This window comes from Moraxella tetraodonis, assembly GCF_022359095.1.
Classification (GTDB): domain Bacteria; phylum Pseudomonadota; class Gammaproteobacteria; order Pseudomonadales; family Moraxellaceae; genus Faucicola; species Faucicola tetraodonis.
Map to the genome: position 1 here is coordinate 16,737 of NZ_JACSYB010000006.1, position 17,758 is coordinate 34,494.

Here is a 17,758-nt window from a genome sequence, read left to right on the forward strand (position 1 = left end):
TCTGCTAAATTTTAATTTCTGGGGTGTTTGGGTGGATTGTCTGCTCTTTCTAGCCAAGGATAGGAGTAGTTTTAGCAATTAATCTTGGGTTTAAAAACCCATAGCTTATTCCAAGCGTGTTGTTTTGAAGTGACTTTAGCTCCTCAAAACTATCAGCTTGAATAGCTTTGCATCTAAAAGAATTCCAATAATAGTCATTAGCTATATTTTTGTCTCTTTCAAAATCAAGTTTTTCATGTTTTGCTAACAAACAAAAAGCTATTTCACATAATCTTGTTACATAGCCATAGGTTGCCCCAAAACCAAGCGACCTTTGAGTGTAAATTAAGGTGATTATTTCATGTAGAATATGCTCTAGGTCAAAATTCGCTGTTAAAAAGCTCAAATAGGCATTGATATATTTGTTTAGAGAAGGTGAATTTTTCGTAGAACTATCAATAATATATTTGATGTGAAAGTCGGTTGTTAGGCGATTGTCTGAAAATTGATTTAGACAAATTTTCTTATACTCATCTTCATTTTGCAGTTGAGATTCAATAAAGTAATTGCCATTGATAGTATCTATTCCAACTTGACTTGCTAAGGCTCTAAGTCGTGCATCTAATGATATTAACGTTAAATTATATTCTTGAGCTAATCTTAGCGTAGATTTATCTATCTCAGGTAAATGTTGTTGTAAAATTTTATGGATATTCGACTGAAAGTCATTGCCATAAGCAGGATAGATTTCAGCATTCGTTTCTAAAAAATCCATGACAAATTTTAAATCATCGGAACGGATTTTTAGAATGTTAGTATCAACAGTATGGAATTGGAATTTATTATCAAAGGTACTAACTGTTTCAGATTTTTGATTTATCTCAAAGTCAAAATTATGTTTATCAATTAATAATTGCAGTTGTTTTATTAAAGAACTTGAAACTACTAAGTTATCAATATTCTCGAGAAAGTCAGAAACCCCTATTCTTTTAAATTCTAACAGAGTGAAGAGGTCGATAGTAAAATGAGTCTTGGATTGAAGCCTGTTTTGAGCTTCCAACTTAGATAGGTCTTTGGTATATCTGTCATCATTGGTATATAGAGGATATCTGAAGTCTTGAATCCAACTATACGTCAATTCTGCAATATCCTTATGTAATAATTTCCCCAATAATGCAATAGTCATAGGGCTACTAATATATCTTTCAAATTGATTTTTGATGACGTCATTTGGTGTCGATAAGCGATTAATCGTTTTGATAAATTCTTTGATTCCTTCCTCTGTATCAGTATTAACTTCAAGGGATAACATATTAAATGGGTTGTTTGGTTGGCTTGCTAATGCTGAATTATTGTGAAAAACAGCTAACGGAATAGACTTAATTTCGAGAAGTTCGTAATCAAAGCTTCCAAATGGAGTGGTTACCCTAAAAACATCGCCAATTTTCTTATCTAAAAATTGTGAGCCCCAGCTATCTAATGGGTTTATAAATTTATTTGGGTCGTTGCTACTTACTTTTGAGTCTAAGAAGTAACCTCTTTGTTCGTTATTGACTTTAACTTTAATAAAACAACCATCTGTTGTGTTATTAAATTGATAATCGAAAAATGGGTGTCTAGCTTGAGATAGTTTACTAGTGACTTGTGGATTGACCATCATTTCAAGAAAAAGTGCTTGCATATCTTGAAGTACATCCAAATCATCAGGTTTTTCATGCCAAAAATTCAACAAACGCTCTAAGGCTTTATCTTTTTGTCCAAATATTACTTCTTGAAGAATAAGCCAACAGGTATTATACTTCTCATTTTTTAAATTAAGCGGCATTGCTTTTAACTGACGTTTCAATGCCTTATCTTGTTTACTTGTTATCAAAATTTGAAGTTTATTTCTCCAGTACCATGCACTATCATTATATTGAGTTAAATTAGCTAGATATTTTTCAATTAAAGGCAAGTCTTGAATTTCATATCCTAAATGCGTTATTAACTCGAAAAACCTTAGTTTTTTCTCCTGAATGGTGTCCCAGTTCTCTTCAATAACTTTTTTAGCTTGCATGAATCTATTTGTTGCAAGTAATGAATCTAAATAATTCAACAAATCATATTCATGTAAGACAGAATTGGAGTCTAAGACTTTCTGATAATGCTCTATTGATTTCTCAAATTGTTCGGTAGTAAAAAAATATGAACCCAAGTACATATTTTCCATTAAATCTGCTACATAATTAATTTCTAAAATTTTTTCATTAGAAGCATCAAATAGTTGTTCTTTGTTTTCATTAAAAAAACTAAATCCTAGCAGCGTTAATCCTTTAGTAGAGTTGACCTCAAATAAGCGATGTTCGCTGATGTACTCTTCTAGATTAGTTACTTGGTTTAACTTATTTTTTAGAATCAAATAGGATTTAAGTTCGTTCTGAATTTCAGGTGCTAAGTTTTGATTTTCTTGCAAAATTGATTGGATTTTTTCGATAGCATTAAAATGGAATAAGCCGTCAAGAAAGTAACCTTTAAGTTCTTGATTAGAAAATTTGTCAAGTAAGTCAATGAAAAACAAATTGTTGTTATTCTTTATCGATAAAATGACTAAATTGTGTTTCGCATACTCATTAAGCTCTATATTGTTATCAACAGCATATTCATACCAATACTTGCTATTCTCAAAATTATTTAACATGGCATAAGCGTTGAGTATGGCATTTAATGCCAAGCCTTTAAAAGCAGGCTTTTCAATTCTTTCTAAATCCGTATTTTTTCTAAAGTTATCTAGGGCTTGTCTTATTTTATCTTTATTGTCTGGTCGTTTATAATATTCTAAAAGTTCAGCATTCAGCTTGTAAATGAGTGCTGAAGGACGACTCTTATCCTCACTAGCCAGGTTTTCATATATAGTATGAAATTTTTCAAATTCATGTCTACCAAAATTTATGTAATACTCCATGAATGAGAATTGAATATCATAGTTGCTTTTTAATATGGCATCTAGGTCATCAAAATTAATCTCGATACCTTTTTGAATATCGTAAAGCGTTTTTAAAGCTATTAGATTCAAATTTTTGGGATAAAGTTCTAATAACCTATTTAACTCAGCTTCTGCTACCTCCCTGCCTTGTTGGATGGATATTTTAACAATTCTCAAGTTAGTTAGATTGTCATCATCCCAATCAAAATCTTCAAGTTTTTGAAGTGAATCAATGAACTTATCAAAACTATCAATGCTTAAATATGAGATAGCCAATAGTGTCAAAGCTTGAAATTTTTCTTGCTGATTCATTAATTCGATATTAGAAGCGTCTAGCATATTAATGGCTACAGAGTATTGTTCTTTATTAATGAACTTCTCTGCTTCCTTAAGTAGAATTTCATAGTTTTTACCAAGCAAATATCGTTCAGATAAGCTTTTAGAGCTGTTAATTTTGGTTTCTAAGTCGTTCGCAAAGTGAATTTCTACAGGAAACTTACGTTCATCTAGTCTTGCTTGCGAAAGCTTGTTTACTTTGTCAAGCAGACGGGCATCTGATGGCAGAGAGGTAACTAAAATGAATTTAGAAATTTTTTGCTGCCCCTTTTCAGCTTTTTGCAACTCTTTTATAAAAGAGTCGCCGTGCTTACCATCAAAAGTAAGTTTTTGGACATGCTTGCACTGAACACCTATTCGATTATCATCAGAGTTAATACCATCCCGATATAATACTAAATCTAAACCGTGTTGGGCTTGTCCTCGACGACCATATTTGCTAGGGTTAGGGCAATTGAAAATTGTGCCATAGACATCTGCACATAAGTCTTCGAAGTCTTCTTCGTTGTTTGGAATTAGAAATTGTGGTCTGTAATTTGACAATGAAAAACTCCCTACTTACCCGATGTTTAGGGATTTGACGGGTACTAAGCGGTACAAGGTCTGCACATGTACCTCGATAATGCGAGCTACTTCGGGATAAGGTCGTCCTGTCATCAGTTCACGACGAGCTAAATCCAATTTTTCTTGGCTTACTCTTGGTTTACCACCGATTCTTCCCCTTTTGCGAGCTGAAGTAAGTCCAGCTTTGACTCGTTCTTGAATCAATTCCCGCTCCATCTGCCCCAATGCTCCTAAAATATTAAAGTAGAGCCGACCTGCGGGAGTGCTGGTATCGATGCTTTCGGTAATGCTAATTAATTCCGCTCCTTTTTCTTTAATCTGTTCGCTGATTTTGATTAAATCGGGCAGTGAGCGACAAAGACGGTCGAGCTTCCACACCACCAACGTGTCTCCTTGACGTAAATAGCCTAATGCGTCTTGTAGACCTTGGCGTTGTTTAACACTACTGACTTTATCAGTAAAAACTTTATCACAGTCAAACTTACTCAAAGCATCAAGCTGTAATGACAAATCTTGTTCTTTGGTTGATACTCGGGCATATCCGACTTTCTGGGTGGTCATACTATTCCTTTCTATTGCTTTGTTTTGAACTAAGCGTATTTAATTTGATATTCTTCAACCACTGCAAAAATTTCCATGAGTGTTTCATGTAATTCATAACCCATTCTTAAAAACTCTTGGTGTCGCTCATCAGGCAGATAATATACTGTGGCAAAATACAAAGGTTTTAGTAGTTGGATTAATTTAAATTGATAAAACAAATGATACGCCATTTCATACTGCTTTTTTGCCAATAACAATAATATGATGCTTTCAAAAAATATTTCTTTAACTTCACTAGTTGAACGAATGCCTGTTCTTCCTTCTATTAAAGTGAAAATATTCTGTTTATCTAGAATATCGAAAATATTTTTAACTCTTTCAAATTGGTTATCCCACAAACAAAACTCTAAATATAAACTGAAAAATAAAAGTGTATTGACACTTACATCCTCGGAAAATTCTTTGAGATTTGCTTCAAATACATCAATCACAGCTTGCTTATAGCCCACTAACGCCCTTGCATAAATTGTTGTGAATAAATGCACAGCCTCAACATAGCCTATGGGCGATATTTTTAAGAAAAATTCCTGTGGTTTAAAGTAATTTGAGCCTAGCTCGTATAGCTGATGATAGTAAGTAACCAAATCAATTAATGTTAATCTGTCACCATGATTTTGAAGAAATTGATAAATATTTTTATCATCTTTGGTTTTAATGATTTGTTCAATTTCTAATCTAAGAATTTTTTGTTGCTCGTTAGAAAAACCTACCACAGGCTTTCGTGCAAGCTCTCTGTACTTTTCTGCCATGTCACGGCGAATATCGTAATCAATTTTATCTGAAGCCAATAAAGCATTAATAAGTAAGTCTTTAGATTTAGCATCTTTATCTAACAACGTGCCTAAAGCTTCAACCAATTTAAGCGACAACTCTTTTTCACCATACCAACTTTCCAAAAACTTAGTTAACCACAATACCCGCCGTTTATCTCGCTGTGTACCATATCGCATCAAATACCAAATATTAAAAAACCGCTCTTTGAGCAAATACAAATGATTTTTGGTATTGGTTTCGACTTTATCAACCATCCAGCGTTTTTGAAGTACCGTTAATTGGGCAGAGATGGTCTTGCTCGGCAATCGGGTCTGCTCGGCAATCTCTTTAACATTCATTGCATCCCAATTCATGGCGATAGCATTGACAATAACTTGTTGCTGACGGGTCAAATCATCCATACGGTGTTTATACAGAGGTGTCGTTTTATCAATGGTTTCCTCTAGGTAAGTAAAACTACTGTCTTTTGCCCCTTCCATAATAATCTGAAATAACAAAACAATGGTTCTTGGTACACCATCGGTCAGCCGTCTTACCGCCTCAATCCGTTCAGGATGTTGGGTAATAATTTCCTCAATCCGCTCAATAGCTTCTTTACTGGTATGCCGTGCCAATGTTCGTAGTAACTCGTGCATTTCTGCTTCAGAAATAGCTTTTAAATTTACTAATTTAAAAAACTGATAAAACGGGGCTGTGCCATCAAAATGGGCATCTAAAATCACTGAAGAACCGCCGACAATGCGTATTTCAGGATGTAAGCTTAATACTTCTCGTAACTGGGCATTTTCATTATCGCTAAAGCCATCAAATAGCTCCGCCATATTATCAATAAATACAATGATTTTTTGCCCATGATGAATGAGTGTCTTTCGAATCAATGCCCATGCTTGATTTTCTTGCTCATTGGATAACTGCATCAACTGAGTATATAAAGTTTCGTACCGATTGGCGTCATGCAGAGCAAGCTTTTCGGCTATGCGTAACCAAAAAGTAAATAACGAGAAAATCCCATACTCTTCTTCATTAAAAAGAATCGGGATTAACCAAGGATTTAAGCTTTCCTCTCCACTGACAGCATAGGATAATCGAGTCAATAATGTGGTTTTGCCTGCACCTCTTACCCCTTGAATAAGGTAATGTGTAGCAGGGTATTGCATGGTATTAGTTCTAATATCCTGCCAAATTCGCTCGTATTCTTTTTTGCGAATGCTAAATTGGGCTTTGAGTGTCGCCTCATCTATATTTTGCGTGTTATATAGTAGAATCCCTGAGGGGTTAATGCATGAATCAGTAACCATAGCGTTGCCACCAATGCTTGAGTAATGGAGAGGTGAAACGATAACTTTTATCGTCCAATTGGAATAAATAACCTTCGCTAGTCAAACAATCCATCAAATACGCAAAATTCACACTTTCTTTGAAATCAGCTTGCTGTGATAGATTAAAGGCTTCAGCATAACTTAAACATAATTCTTCTTCGCTGACTGCTTTCAAAATTTGATGTGCTAGTTTCTTTTCCAAGATCTCAAGGCGATTTAACCGTTCTTTCCAATGAGTAAAGCGAGTGGTATTTTCTTGCTTTAATAACTGATTTATACTTTCAACTACTTTATTTTCATTCATAGAGGGCAGAGTTAGTCCATCATCACCCTCTAGACCATAGTCATCTATTAACTGGTCGCAAGCCAATGCTAGATAATAGGGCATATTCCAGCCAATGGCTTGGATTAAAGCATTTTTACTGTAGTTATCCAGTACGGTCAGTATTCCTTGGTTATCCAAGTAAAAATTGATAAAAGTTAAAGCTTCATCATGGCTTAACTCACTAACCCCCACATTCTCAAGCATATTAATTAGATTGCTAAAGTTAAGCTTTTTCGTCAAGGTATCTAAACCAATTGAGCCTGTAAAAATAAACTGCACTCGCTTAGTAAAATCAACATCTTGGCACAACTCTCGAATACTGGCTAAAAATGCTTTTGCCGAAGATTCACCTTTATTATCGTAGATATTAATTAGCACATCAGGGAACTCATCGATTGCCAAGACCACTTTTGTGTCACTATCTTTTAGGCTCTCCATGAGAATTTGGCGAATCGTGGTTTGCCCCACACATGTATTTTCGCTTGAATCTTTAGTCTCGACCTTGATGCCAACTACTTCCACCGATAGATTCAATGGCAATTTAGCGAACATTGCTTTAAAACGGCTAGCAACGGGGGTATTTTGTTGAATCAAATCCGATTCATTAATTGAAGTGAGTAACTTTTCATAAAAGGCTTGTTCAGTTTGGCAAGCTTGAACGTAACTATAGATAATGCTGTAGCCTTCTTGAGGATGAGATTTCAGATGGTGAATCATAGATGATTTACCCACTCGACGAGGAGCAAGTAACAACAGATGATTACCTTGTTTTAGTTTTCGCCAAATCTTGTTTTCATCTTTAGGTCTAGGAAAATAATCACGACCGAAAGTAATATTACCTGTTGCCATAGTTTTCTCAGTTGACTATAAATTTATAGTCATAATAAGTGACTATGAAATTATAGTCAAATATTTTAACTATAATTTTATAGTTAAAAATACTGAAAATTGATTCGTGAACTACAGATTAAATTGAATTGTGAAACAGCTAACTGCCTAATAGATATTAATTATAGATTTTGATTGAATTTAATAATATAGGTTTTTATTTAATAAATACTGGTTGAAAATAGGTGGTTTCATGATCATTAATTTTTTAAACAAAAATATATGTTTATATTGAAAATACAATTATTGAGTAACTCTAAATACTCAAACATGACGTAATTATAATCAGCCTAAGTAATGATGTATGCTGAAAAAAACGGAGAAAAATATTTGGTAAATTAGTAACCTAAACAGGAGTTTACCATGAGCAAGAAAAGAACAGAATACAGCGAAAATTTTAAATCTGAAGCGGTTGCTAAAATCAGAGAGAACAAGGGGAATATCAGCCAAACCTCCCGAGAACTAGGCATACCCATGAACACGCTTGCCAACTGGCATCGACTAGCCAACGGTGGCACACTGGCAGGGACAGACAATTATAGTGCTGACCCCTAATGGACGTTGTTGCCATTGTTTGACCTCATCAAGCACCTGATTAGTAACAGTAGAAATAAAGGTTGATGAGATATCCACGCCATAGATTTCTTGTAGATGCTCTTTGATATCCCTTGTACTCATGCCCCGTGAATATAGTGATAAAACTTTGTCGTCAAAGCCGTGCAAGGTTCTATCGTGTTTCCTTATGAATAGCGGATCGAATCTGCCATTTCGGTCACGGGGAATATCTAGCTGAAGCTCACCAAAAACGGTACGGACGGTTTTGCTGGTTGTGCCATATGCGAGCATTACCTTTTTTGGATTTGACCGCAGGTTTGGTTTGGGGCGTGCTATTATTATCTTGCTTACAGATAGGTTTGGACGTGGTTTCAGTTGTTTGGCTGTTGTCTGGTAGGTCAGTTAAAAAATCGTCCAGATGGTCTTTAGTTGCTTTACCTTGGTAGTCATGTTTCTCATAGCCAAGATGATGGGTCATTTCAGCTTGTAATGCCCGTTCAGCAAGTCGTTTGGTGGGTTGTTTTAAGATGCCGTTTTCACCCAATATTTGTTCAGGTGTTTGGTAGTCTTTTAAGATTTCATCCAAGAGTTTTTCGGTGGTGTCGCTCATAAAAACATTCCTGTGTAATTTGCCCTATTTTAGGGTTTACACAAAATATTTTACGGTCTCGGTATTGACCTTGCACAAGCCAACATGGATGCGTTATGGCAAGCATGGCTAGAGTATTATAAAACCGAGATTTATGATGATATTGATAAGCCTTATCGTAGTGAGGTTTGTTTTGAGCCAGTTGATGAAGCAGACATAGCGGAATGTGAGCAAATGACCAAGCTTAAAATTCCTGAAGACCTAAAAACAATATATCAATATACCAGCAAGGCACTGTTGCAAATAGAGATTTGAGTCGATGAAGTTCCTTTTTAAAAGTGCTTAGAGACCGAAAACCCTGTTGATTAGACACACTTCACCTTGAGGCTGACCATAATAAAATGACGATGCTTGTCCTTTACGTAGTGCACGCATGACTTCAATACCTTTAATTGTGGCATAAGCCGTCTTCATAGATTTGAATCCTAATGTGGCCCTGATGATCCGCTTTAACTTACCATGATCACATTCAATGACATTATTTTTATACTTAATCTGCCTGTGCTCAATATCTACTGGACATTTTCCTTCTCGCTTTAACCGTGATAAAGCATGGCCATAGGTCGCTGCTTTATCTGTATTGATGACCCGTGGAATTTGCCATTTTTTCACCGTATTGAAGATTTTTCCTAAAAAACAATAGGCTGATTTACTGTTCCGTCTAGCGGAAAGGTAAAAGTCAATCGTATGACCACGTTGATCAACTGCACGATACAGGTAAGTCCATCGCCCCTTCACTTTGATATAAGTCTCATCCATATGCCATGAATGTAAATCTGTAGGATTACGCCAATACCAGCGTAAGCGTTTTTCCATTTCTGGAGCATAACGCTGAACCCAACGATAAATTGTGGTGTGGTCAACATTCACACCCCGTTCAGCGAGCATTTCTTGAAGTTCACGATAGCTGATGCCATATTTACAATACCAACGAACAGCCCAAAGAATGATTTCACCTTGAAAGTGCCGACCATGGAAGGGATTAATCTGCTGTATCTCGAAATAAATAAGATATTTAGCTTATCATGTCAGCCTATTTGCAACAGTGCCCGTCAATCTCGATTGACAACATGCCGGGCACCGACATGGGTGGCTATGCTGGTTTCAACGACAAGGTGAACAACCACTATGCCCGCATCTTCGGCAGTGGTTTGCTGTTGTCGGTCTTCTCGGCCGGTATCCAGCTCTCGCAGCCGCAAGCCAGCAACGGCGAGAACTACAGCAGTTCGCAAATCATCGCCGGTTCGCTGGGCCAGCAGATGGGCCAGATCGGTATGCAGATGGCACAGCGCAACATGAATATTCAGCCGACGCTCGAAATCCGTCCGGGTTACGAGTTCAACATCATGGTGACCAAGGACATCATCCTGCCGACGTGGGAAGGGCACCCGATGGCCGGTCAGTCCGGCAAAGGCTGCAACTGAGGGCGCGGCCGTTCGCGGCCGTATTCTTTTCTGACGTAAGGAGAACAACGTAATGGCGAATAACCAAGCCCCGAGCTGGAAAAACCCGACCCCTGCGCCGGGGGTCAAGATGATGCCCGAGGGTTCGCGCAAGGTGTGCGTGCTCAACGGCAGCCGCCAGATAGATCAGGTCATCAAAGGCGAGTGGACGACGCTCAAAGTGCTGCCGGAAAGCGGTCTGTCCAAGGGCATCTACCAGCTCGGCGAGGCCACCAAGGCCAGCAGCGGCAAAGATGCGTCTTTCACCGGGCAGGTGCTGTTCAGTGACAGCAAGGCGGTCTACCAGCTTTCCGGCAAGGGCGTGGTCGAACACCCGCGCTCGGCCTTCGCCGAGCTGGAAGCCAAGGGCGAGAAAATCGTAGACGGGCGCACCTACACGGTGGCTTACGCCAACGGCAGGGGCGTGGCCACCAACGCGCAGGCGGCGAACGTCGCCCCGGCGCGCACCGCGTCGAAAGGGCACGGTGCCTCGATGTGATCAACGGGCGGCCAACTGGCCGCCCTTTTTCCGATGAAGTGGGAGTGCATGACCATGGAAAGAAAAATCGCGTTTTGGGCTGTTGGTATGGTGGGGGTCGTTTGCGGGAAGGGGCGGAATCCTACGCTAAGGCTTTGGCCAGCGATATTCTCCGGTGAGATTGATGTGTTCCCAGGGGATAGGAGAAGTCGCTTGATATCTAGTATGACGTCTGTCGCACCTGCTTGATCGCGGCCGCGATAGCTAGATCGCGTTGCTCCTCTTCTCCATCCGCGTTCCAAGCTGCGGAAAGGCACCCATAAGCGTACGCCTGGTCGAGCAGGCGACGCGGATCGACGTCCAGCGCACGAGAGAATGCGTCCGCCATCTGTGCAATGCGTCTAGGATCGAGACAAAGGTCGTCTCTGTCAGCCGGATCGTAGAACATATTGGCGGCGCCAAAGCCCACTTCACCGACCAGACCGACGGGATCTATCACCAGCCAGCCGCGACTGGAGAACATGATGTTTTCATGATGCAGATCGCCATGTAGCCCACGCAGTTCCGAGGCATTGCTCATCATTTGATCGGCTATAATCGCCGCGTGGACGTAGTCAGTTTGACAACCTGCGTTTTGATCATCGCGCGCCCGCTGAAACAAAGCTGCAAAGCGATCCCGGATCGGGAGAAGGGCAGAAGGCAGGGGTTCCTCAGATGCGGCATACAGCTTCGCCATTAGTTCCGCTGCAATTTCGGTCGCCTGGTAGTCGCCGTGCTCGGCAACGATGTGAGAGAGCATTCGCTCCCCGGCATATTCGAGCAACATCAGATTGTTCTCACGACCGAGCAACCGGACTGCTCCCCTCCCATTGCGCCATACCAGATAGTCGGCCCCGCGCAGTTCATCAGCAATGTCTTCTATAGGTTTCAATCCCTTGACGATTGCAGGAGTCCCGTCTGGCAATGAAACTTTCCAAACGAGGCTGGAAAAGGTGTCCGCAATGAGAACAGGTTGCGAAACGTGCCAATGAGCAGGAAAAACAGGCGGCATGAACATCAACCCCAAGTCAGAGGGTCCAATCGCAGATAGAAGGCAAGGCGTTCGCGGTCGGGGGCTTCGATCCCCAATACATTGAATAGGACAGCGAAGGCGCGCTCTGCTTCATCTGGCGCTGCCCAGTTCTCTTCGGCGTTAGCAATCATGAGTGCCAAATCGGCATAGCGATCTGCTGTTCCGAGCCGCCCAAGGTCGATCAGACCCGTGCATTGAAGAGTTTTAGGGTCCACCATGAAGTTCGGCATGCAGGGATCACCATGGCAAACAACCATATCGGTGCGCTCTTGGTCGAGCCGCACCGGTAGCTCTCGTTCGACACGAGCCAAAAGATCGAGCTGCGGCGTACTCTTGTCCTCGTCCGGTAAGAAGTCGGGATTGACGGCATTGCGGGACACCACATCAACGGCGCGTCCGAACATTCGCGACAGCCTGCGCTCAAACGGACATTGATCAACCGATAGGCTGTGAACAGCGCCAAGTTGCTGCCCCATTGACGGCCACGCTTTGAGCAAATCCGCTCCAGACAGATCAGCCGCCGGTACTCCCGGAATTGCCGTTATCACCAAGCATGCACCCTCCTGTTCCTCCTGCCAGTTGATGACCTCGGGGCAAGCCACACCTCGACCTTTGAGCCAAATGAGGCGGTCACGCTCTCCAGCGAGCTCACCGCGGCGGGAAGCAGGTGCGATTTTCGCGAAGGCATGCCCGTCACCACGTCGAAAAACAAAATCACCAGATTCTCCGCCTCTGACAGGCAACCAGTCAGAATGCGATTCACCAAAAAAAATATTAGTTCGATTCAATGGAGGTTCCTTCAGTTTTCTGGGCACTGTTGCAAATAGAGATTTGAGTCGATGAAGTTCCTTTTTAAAAGTGCTTAGAGACCGAAAACCCTGTTGATTAGACACACTTCACCTTGAGGCTGACCATAATAAAATGACGATGCTTGTCCTTTACGTAGTGCACGCATGACTTCAATACCTTTAATTGTGGCATAAGCCGTCTTCATAGATTTGAATCCTAATGTGGCCCTGATGATCCGCTTTAACTTACCATGATCACATTCAATGACATTATTTTTATACTTAATCTGCCTGTGCTCAATATCTACTGGACATTTTCCTTCTCGCTTTAACCGTGATAAAGCATGGCCATAGGTCGCTGCTTTATCTGTATTGATGACCCGTGGAATTTGCCATTTTTTCACCGTATTGAAGATTTTTCCTAAAAAACAATAGGCTGATTTACTGTTCCGTCTAGCGGAAAGGTAAAAGTCAATCGTATGACCACGTTGATCAACTGCACGATACAGGTAAGTCCATCGCCCCTTCACTTTGATATAAGTCTCATCCATATGCCATGAATGTAAATCTGTAGGATTACGCCAATACCAGCGTAAGCGTTTTTCCATTTCTGGAGCATAACGCTGAACCCAACGATAAATTGTGGTGTGGTCAACATTCACACCCCGTTCAGCGAGCATTTCTTGAAGTTCACGATAGCTGATGCCATATTTACAATACCAACGAACAGCCCAAAGAATGATTTCACCTTGAAAGTGCCGACCATGGAAGGGATTAATCTGCTGTATCTCGAAATAAATAAGATATTTAGCTTATCATGTCAGCCTATTTGCAACAGTGCCACCAGCAAAGGGTTTGGGTTGTTTTTTGGTGAAACCTTGTACTCGCCTAAACAAATGATTGAGTACCACCAACAATGGGTTGGCTTGGGTTATATCGATACGCCTGATAACGACCAAGTCGATAACCCTACTTATCCGCCCAATACCGTGCGACCCGTCTATATCAATCAATATTGGTTGCCGTTTGCAGGTGAGGTGGATAATCGAAATTACTGGGCGATTGATTATGATCCATTAGCAGATGGCAAGGTGGGGCAAATTATCAATGCAGGTCGAGAAAGCAACTGGGAGCTCCGATTTTCGTTCCAAGGCGATATCACTGCCTTTGCCCGCATTATCATGCAACGGATTGAAGCAGGAAAAACCGCTATCAATGCTGAGGGTAAATTACTCATCTGTAAAGCGTCAATTCAAAGCAATCACTGTATTACGGAGCTATTAAAAAAGGGAGAGTTTAGGTGATGCTTATATCTGTGACTAAGAATATCATATGACAATTTTCATTATTGAGGATTCTTTGATAATTGATTATCATTGAAATATTTACCCAATTCTAAAGTCTAACCATGTGTGCCAACTTCCAGCCCATTACCCATGCTCAAGCCCCGCTATATACTAGCAATCAGCTTACCTTTGACTTTAAAGACGACATTTATCCCAACTACGACAGCCCCCTACTATTCCGTAACCCAGTAAATAGGCAAATCGAATGGCGACAAGTACGTTTTGGCATGATACCCAAATGGGCTGAATCTATCGATATCACCAAATATACCTATAATGCCCGTACTGAAACGGTCATGCAAAAGCCTAGCTTTAAAAATGCTTGGTACAATAGCCAATTTGCCCTAGTGCCATTACAGACCATCTATGAGCCACTTTATACGGGTGACAAGTCACAACGCTTTGGCATACACCGTACAGATGGTGAGCCATTTACAGTTGCTTGTATTTATGAAATAGCCCGTATTGATGGGGAAGTCGTTCGTTCCATGTCTATGCTGACTATCAATGCCGATAATCACCCCTTTATGTCACAATTTCACCGTCCGAAAGATGAAAAACGCTCAATTGTGGTAATACCGCCTGAATTACGACAAGCATGGCTTACTTGTCACGTAAGTCATGCCCATCAATTCTTACAGCCCATGCCTGACAAATTTACTGCTGAATACCGACCTAGAAATGTCACGTCAAATAATAGTTCTGCACAAAGTGAATTATTTTGACAAATAGACTTCAAGCAAAACACTTGTTTTTATTTAAAACTTTCTTACACAAAAATTTTTACAGTCTTGCTTTACCCACCCAAAACCACCCTATCTAACTACATCCCAAACCCCCGAAACGGCTCATTCTTAAGCTCCTTATCTTTTTCCAACTTTTTCACCGTCAAGGTTAACTGAGCATAGCCCGATAAATCATACGGATGGCTACGCATATACGATTCTGCTTCTTGCTGACTCATCTGATGCTGTTTACCATCGCCACTCACCCCATACAACACCCCTTCCTTGGCATACCCCACCACCTGCTGTTTTAACCCATTAAACAACTTTTTAAATAACTCAATTACCGCGTTAACAATGGCTGAAACTGTGCCAACGACTGCACCAAAGTTGTTTGTTGCTGTTTTAAACTGCTGAGCGTCATGGTCATATCCGTTTTTAACTTTTCTAACTCGCCGATTAATGCTAACAAATCGGTTTGTTTGCTGGTCATAGCCTGTTGCGAGGTCGCCAAGTTGCTCACCTGTTTCTGTAAGTTGGTTATCGATGTCTGCAAGGTCGTGAATGACTTTTCGACGTCGCTGTCGTCGCCCATTGGTATGGATTCTAATTGGCTCAAAGCTGATTTTATCTTGGTTTGTAAGAGCTGATACTCTTCCCTGCCTAATTTTAGCATTTTCAACTGCTGTTGATTGGTAATCTGTAATTCGTTCAAGCAAGTCGCCACCTTGTTCAGCATTGGCTGATTCTGCTTTTGAACTTCCTGCTCGATAATGGGCGTAAGCTTGGTCAACAACGTTGGTATCAACTGTGATAGCGTATCGTTGATTAGGGTTTGCTGTACTTGTTTCATTTGTCCCAAATGAGTGTCCAGCTTGTTGTGCAACTCTTGTGACAGCTTGTCCAGTGTGGTTTGCAGTAGCTGATTGGGATGATTCGGTAGCATAGATTAATCCTCCTGATTTTGAATGTTCTGATACGCCAAACATCCCCCCCATACCGCCAAGATAGAGAGGATAATAACTATCATCACTATCATAAAACTGCCCCAAATATCCCACCTGATAAGTACGGCGAGGTTCACGCTCGTGGATAATATCAGCAGGCAAAACAGTATTACCGAAAAGCTGATTGGCAGTTTGTTCACGATAAGAAATTGATGTCCTATCTTTTGTAGGTGTTGGTCCTGAGTTGTCATCAAGTTTTGAAACCGCTCTTCTTGACTGTCCATCTGTGACTCTAAGTGTGTCTGATTTTGATTCGCCTGCTGGTGTAAGCTTACCTGCACTGTCTCGATTTGCGTCGATAATTGAGCCTCTGTCCGTTCGATTTGCTGTTGTAACCTCGCTTCTATTTTCTCGCTCAATACCTGTAAGGCTTGTTGCTGTTCGTCTAAAGTCGTTGAAATACGAATTAAAGTCTCGGAAAGGGGCTGGAAGTTTAATAACTGATCGATACGTGAAACAAGGGTTTGCTGTAACTCGGTTATCTTTTCCAAGTCCAAGTTCTGATTGTTTTGTAGCTCTTGGCTTAAAACGTTTTGCCAACTCTGCACTTCGTTTATCACAGTATTCTTGATAATCTGCTTTAAGTCGGACAATTCGCTCGCTATCTGGGCTTTCACGGTGTCTTCGATGATTTCTTGTTTGGTCGAATTCTTCTCCGAGAGTTCCCCGAGATTCAAAGGTTTTTTCATAGAATGCTCCTTGCAAACGAATGGGACGACTACCGCCATGCGGGTTTTTAATCGAAATGGATTGATTTTTGATTGCCGTGATTTCATAGTGCTCAGATAAGTAATGAATGACATCATCACGGCTATTCACCAACTCATTCATAAAAGCGTTCGTCAGTTTGTCATCAATATCAGCCACTGTGTCTTTGACATTCTGTGGGAGTTTATCACCAATGCGAGTTAAGCGTTTACGCTCAAGGGCGTTGGGGTCAGACAACTGCATTTCTAAATTTTTGATTTCTTTGAACGTGTCTACTCGTTTTTCATCAATCAAATGATAATACACCGGTAACGCCTTACCCGTCGTCAGCTCGACATTGGCAAACACAAAGTTTAGCTCAAGCCTTGGTAGATTATTATTTTTTTCATCGACTTTATCAAAATGCTCCACCCAATAACCTGCGTACTGGGACTTATCAAGCCCCACAAACAAACACTGCTCAAACTCATCCATCAACTCACGTTTCATCGATTCAGTGACATACTGACTCTCAATGCCATCAAATGCCAAACAGCCTGATGTATAAATTTTAGAAAAAGTTAGCGCATTGATAATCTCTGTCACTTCATTGGGGTCACCCGCTAATAGTTTTGCATGGTCACGAGAAGCCACCCCATCGGCATAATCCTTACCCAACAAATACCGCTTAGCCGACTCACCACCTGTACTATAGTGAATATCTTTAACACTGCCTCGCTTAAAAAATTTAACAATCACTGAGCAAACCCTTCATCAATCTTATCAGTCTCATTTATCTCAACATCACTTTTTGGTGCCGTATAATGATGAATAAGAGAATCGAGTTGATAACGAATATAGGCTAACTCTGAGGCTAAAGAAACCACATTTAGATTACCAGCCTGATGATACTCATGAGCAATTTTAGTCAATTGGTTTAAATTATTTCCCAAATAAGCCACTTGTCTTTTTAACTCAACATCCACCCGTGGCGGAATCACTCGACGCACCATTTCACGATGGGTAACATTTTGTCCAATAGCAGATGCTCGCATAAAATCTGCGACCGATAATGACCCACGACGTTCTTCAATCAAATTTTTTTCGATAACACTTAATCTAATAGCAACTGTGAACGGTCGCTTGCGTTTAACTTTAGGAGCAGGTTTCCAATTGAAATCCGCTAAAACTTGCTCAGGTAAAGAGTGAAGGATTAATGAATTTTTCATAGGTCAAGGTAGGCATGCTCTTTACTAGTA

General features: G+C 40.5%; 17 protein-coding genes and 1 pseudogene. 6 read left to right on the forward strand and 12 right to left on the reverse strand.

The features are described 5' to 3' along the window. Positions 1-49 precede the first annotated feature (49 nt). The 4 genes from H9W84_RS11985 to H9W84_RS12000 form a co-directional block, all read right to left on the reverse strand. Positions 50-3,820: a PIN domain-containing protein gene (locus tag H9W84_RS11985; protein WP_239744050.1), complete on the reverse strand. Its 3,771-nt coding sequence runs from the start codon at positions 3,818-3,820 to the stop codon at positions 50-52. Between the two features lie 15 nt (positions 3,821-3,835). After that, complete coding sequence (locus H9W84_RS11990) at positions 3,836-4,402, reverse strand: recombinase family protein (protein ID WP_239744051.1); 567 nt, start codon at positions 4,400-4,402, stop codon at positions 3,836-3,838. A 29-nt stretch (positions 4,403-4,431) separates the two neighbouring features. Next, positions 4,432-6,375, reverse strand: coding sequence for a MarR family transcriptional regulator (locus H9W84_RS11995; RefSeq protein ID WP_239744053.1), 1,944 nt, complete (start codon positions 6,373-6,375; stop codon positions 4,432-4,434). A 130-nt stretch (positions 6,376-6,505) separates the two neighbouring features. Continuing rightward, positions 6,506-7,711 carry an AAA family ATPase gene (locus H9W84_RS12000; RefSeq protein WP_239744055.1) on the reverse strand — a complete coding sequence of 402 codons (1,206 nt, stop codon included), beginning with the start codon at positions 7,709-7,711 and terminating at the stop codon, positions 6,506-6,508. Positions 7,712-8,113: 402 nt separating this feature from the next. Between H9W84_RS12000 and H9W84_RS12005 the strand changes: the two are divergent. Continuing rightward, positions 8,114-8,299: pseudogene (locus tag H9W84_RS12005) on the forward strand (transposase); the annotation flags it as partial. On the opposite strand, the gene H9W84_RS12165 reads toward H9W84_RS12005, so the two are convergent. Both H9W84_RS12165 and H9W84_RS12230 read right to left on the reverse strand, forming a co-directional pair. Beyond that, a complete protein-coding gene (locus H9W84_RS12165; protein ID WP_275579783.1) occupies positions 8,252-8,596 on the reverse strand; it encodes a transposase in 345 nt (114 codons plus the stop codon). The pseudogene H9W84_RS12005 and the gene H9W84_RS12165 sit on opposite strands and share 48 nt — an antisense overlap. After that, the gene (locus H9W84_RS12230) at positions 8,547-8,915 is read right to left on the reverse strand and encodes a hypothetical protein (RefSeq protein WP_420846676.1); all 369 of its coding nucleotides are present in this window, start codon (positions 8,913-8,915) and stop codon (positions 8,547-8,549) included. The genes H9W84_RS12165 and H9W84_RS12230 overlap by 50 nt, the downstream gene beginning before the upstream one ends. An 84-nt stretch (positions 8,916-8,999) precedes the next feature. Here H9W84_RS12230 and H9W84_RS12015 point away from each other — a divergent pair, with 84 nt between their 5' ends. Continuing rightward, positions 9,000-9,209 (forward strand): SMI1/KNR4 family protein, encoded by a 210-nt coding sequence (locus H9W84_RS12015; RefSeq protein WP_239744058.1) that lies wholly within the window; start codon positions 9,000-9,002, stop codon positions 9,207-9,209. 27 nt (positions 9,210-9,236) lie between these two features. Here the strand turns inward: H9W84_RS12015 and H9W84_RS12020 are convergent, their stop codons facing one another. Further along, complete coding sequence (locus H9W84_RS12020) at positions 9,237-9,941, reverse strand: IS6-like element IS1008 family transposase (protein ID WP_001067790.1); 705 nt, start codon at positions 9,939-9,941, stop codon at positions 9,237-9,239. Between the two features lie 38 nt (positions 9,942-9,979). Here H9W84_RS12020 and H9W84_RS12025 point away from each other — a divergent pair, with 38 nt between their 5' ends. Both H9W84_RS12025 and H9W84_RS12030 read left to right on the forward strand, forming a co-directional pair. Next, positions 9,980-10,378: a TraB/TrbI/VirB10 family type IV secretion system protein gene (locus tag H9W84_RS12025; RefSeq protein ID WP_200462922.1), complete on the forward strand. Its 399-nt coding sequence runs from the start codon at positions 9,980-9,982 to the stop codon at positions 10,376-10,378. Positions 10,379-10,430: 52 nt separating this feature from the next. Further along, a complete protein-coding gene (locus H9W84_RS12030) occupies positions 10,431-10,895 on the forward strand; it encodes a KfrB domain-containing protein (protein ID WP_042088840.1) in 465 nt (154 codons plus the stop codon). 199 nt (positions 10,896-11,094) lie between these two features. On the opposite strand, the gene H9W84_RS12035 is transcribed toward H9W84_RS12030, so the two are convergent. The 3 genes from H9W84_RS12035 to H9W84_RS12045 form a co-directional block, all read right to left on the reverse strand. Then, entirely contained in the window at positions 11,095-11,931 is an 837-nt protein-coding gene (locus H9W84_RS12035) for an aminoglycoside O-phosphotransferase APH(6)-Id (protein WP_000480968.1), read from the reverse strand. Then, complete coding sequence (aph(3'')-Ib, locus tag H9W84_RS12040; protein WP_001082319.1) at positions 11,931-12,734, reverse strand: aminoglycoside O-phosphotransferase APH(3'')-Ib; 804 nt, start codon at positions 12,732-12,734, stop codon at positions 11,931-11,933. Before aph(3'')-Ib ends, H9W84_RS12035 begins: the two co-directional genes overlap by 1 nt. Before the next feature lie 74 nt (positions 12,735-12,808). Continuing rightward, a complete protein-coding gene (locus H9W84_RS12045; protein WP_001067790.1) occupies positions 12,809-13,513 on the reverse strand; it encodes an IS6-like element IS1008 family transposase in 705 nt (234 codons plus the stop codon). Between H9W84_RS12045 and H9W84_RS12050 the strand changes: the two genes are divergently transcribed. Together H9W84_RS12050 and H9W84_RS12055 are read left to right on the forward strand one after the other, a co-directional pair. Beyond that, complete coding sequence (locus H9W84_RS12050) at positions 13,484-14,038, forward strand: SMI1/KNR4 family protein (protein ID WP_476739040.1); 555 nt, start codon at positions 13,484-13,486, stop codon at positions 14,036-14,038. The genes H9W84_RS12045 and H9W84_RS12050 overlap by 30 nt on opposite strands. 104 nt (positions 14,039-14,142) lie before the next feature. Further along, positions 14,143-14,805 carry an SOS response-associated peptidase family protein gene (locus H9W84_RS12055; RefSeq protein WP_239744060.1) on the forward strand — a complete coding sequence of 221 codons (663 nt, stop codon included), beginning with the start codon at positions 14,143-14,145 and terminating at the stop codon, positions 14,803-14,805. A gap of 98 nt (positions 14,806-14,903) precedes the next feature. Here H9W84_RS12055 and H9W84_RS12060 read toward each other — a convergent pair whose 3' ends face one another. Both H9W84_RS12060 and H9W84_RS12065 read right to left on the reverse strand, forming a co-directional pair. Continuing rightward, positions 14,904-17,258 (reverse strand): relaxase/mobilization nuclease domain-containing protein, encoded by a 2,355-nt coding sequence (locus H9W84_RS12060; protein ID WP_239744062.1) that lies wholly within the window; start codon positions 17,256-17,258, stop codon positions 14,904-14,906. Next, positions 17,255-17,728: a plasmid mobilization protein gene (locus H9W84_RS12065; RefSeq protein WP_239744064.1), complete on the reverse strand. Its 474-nt coding sequence runs from the start codon at positions 17,726-17,728 to the stop codon at positions 17,255-17,257. Before H9W84_RS12065 ends, H9W84_RS12060 begins: the two co-directional genes overlap by 4 nt. Positions 17,729-17,758 lie beyond the last annotated feature (30 nt).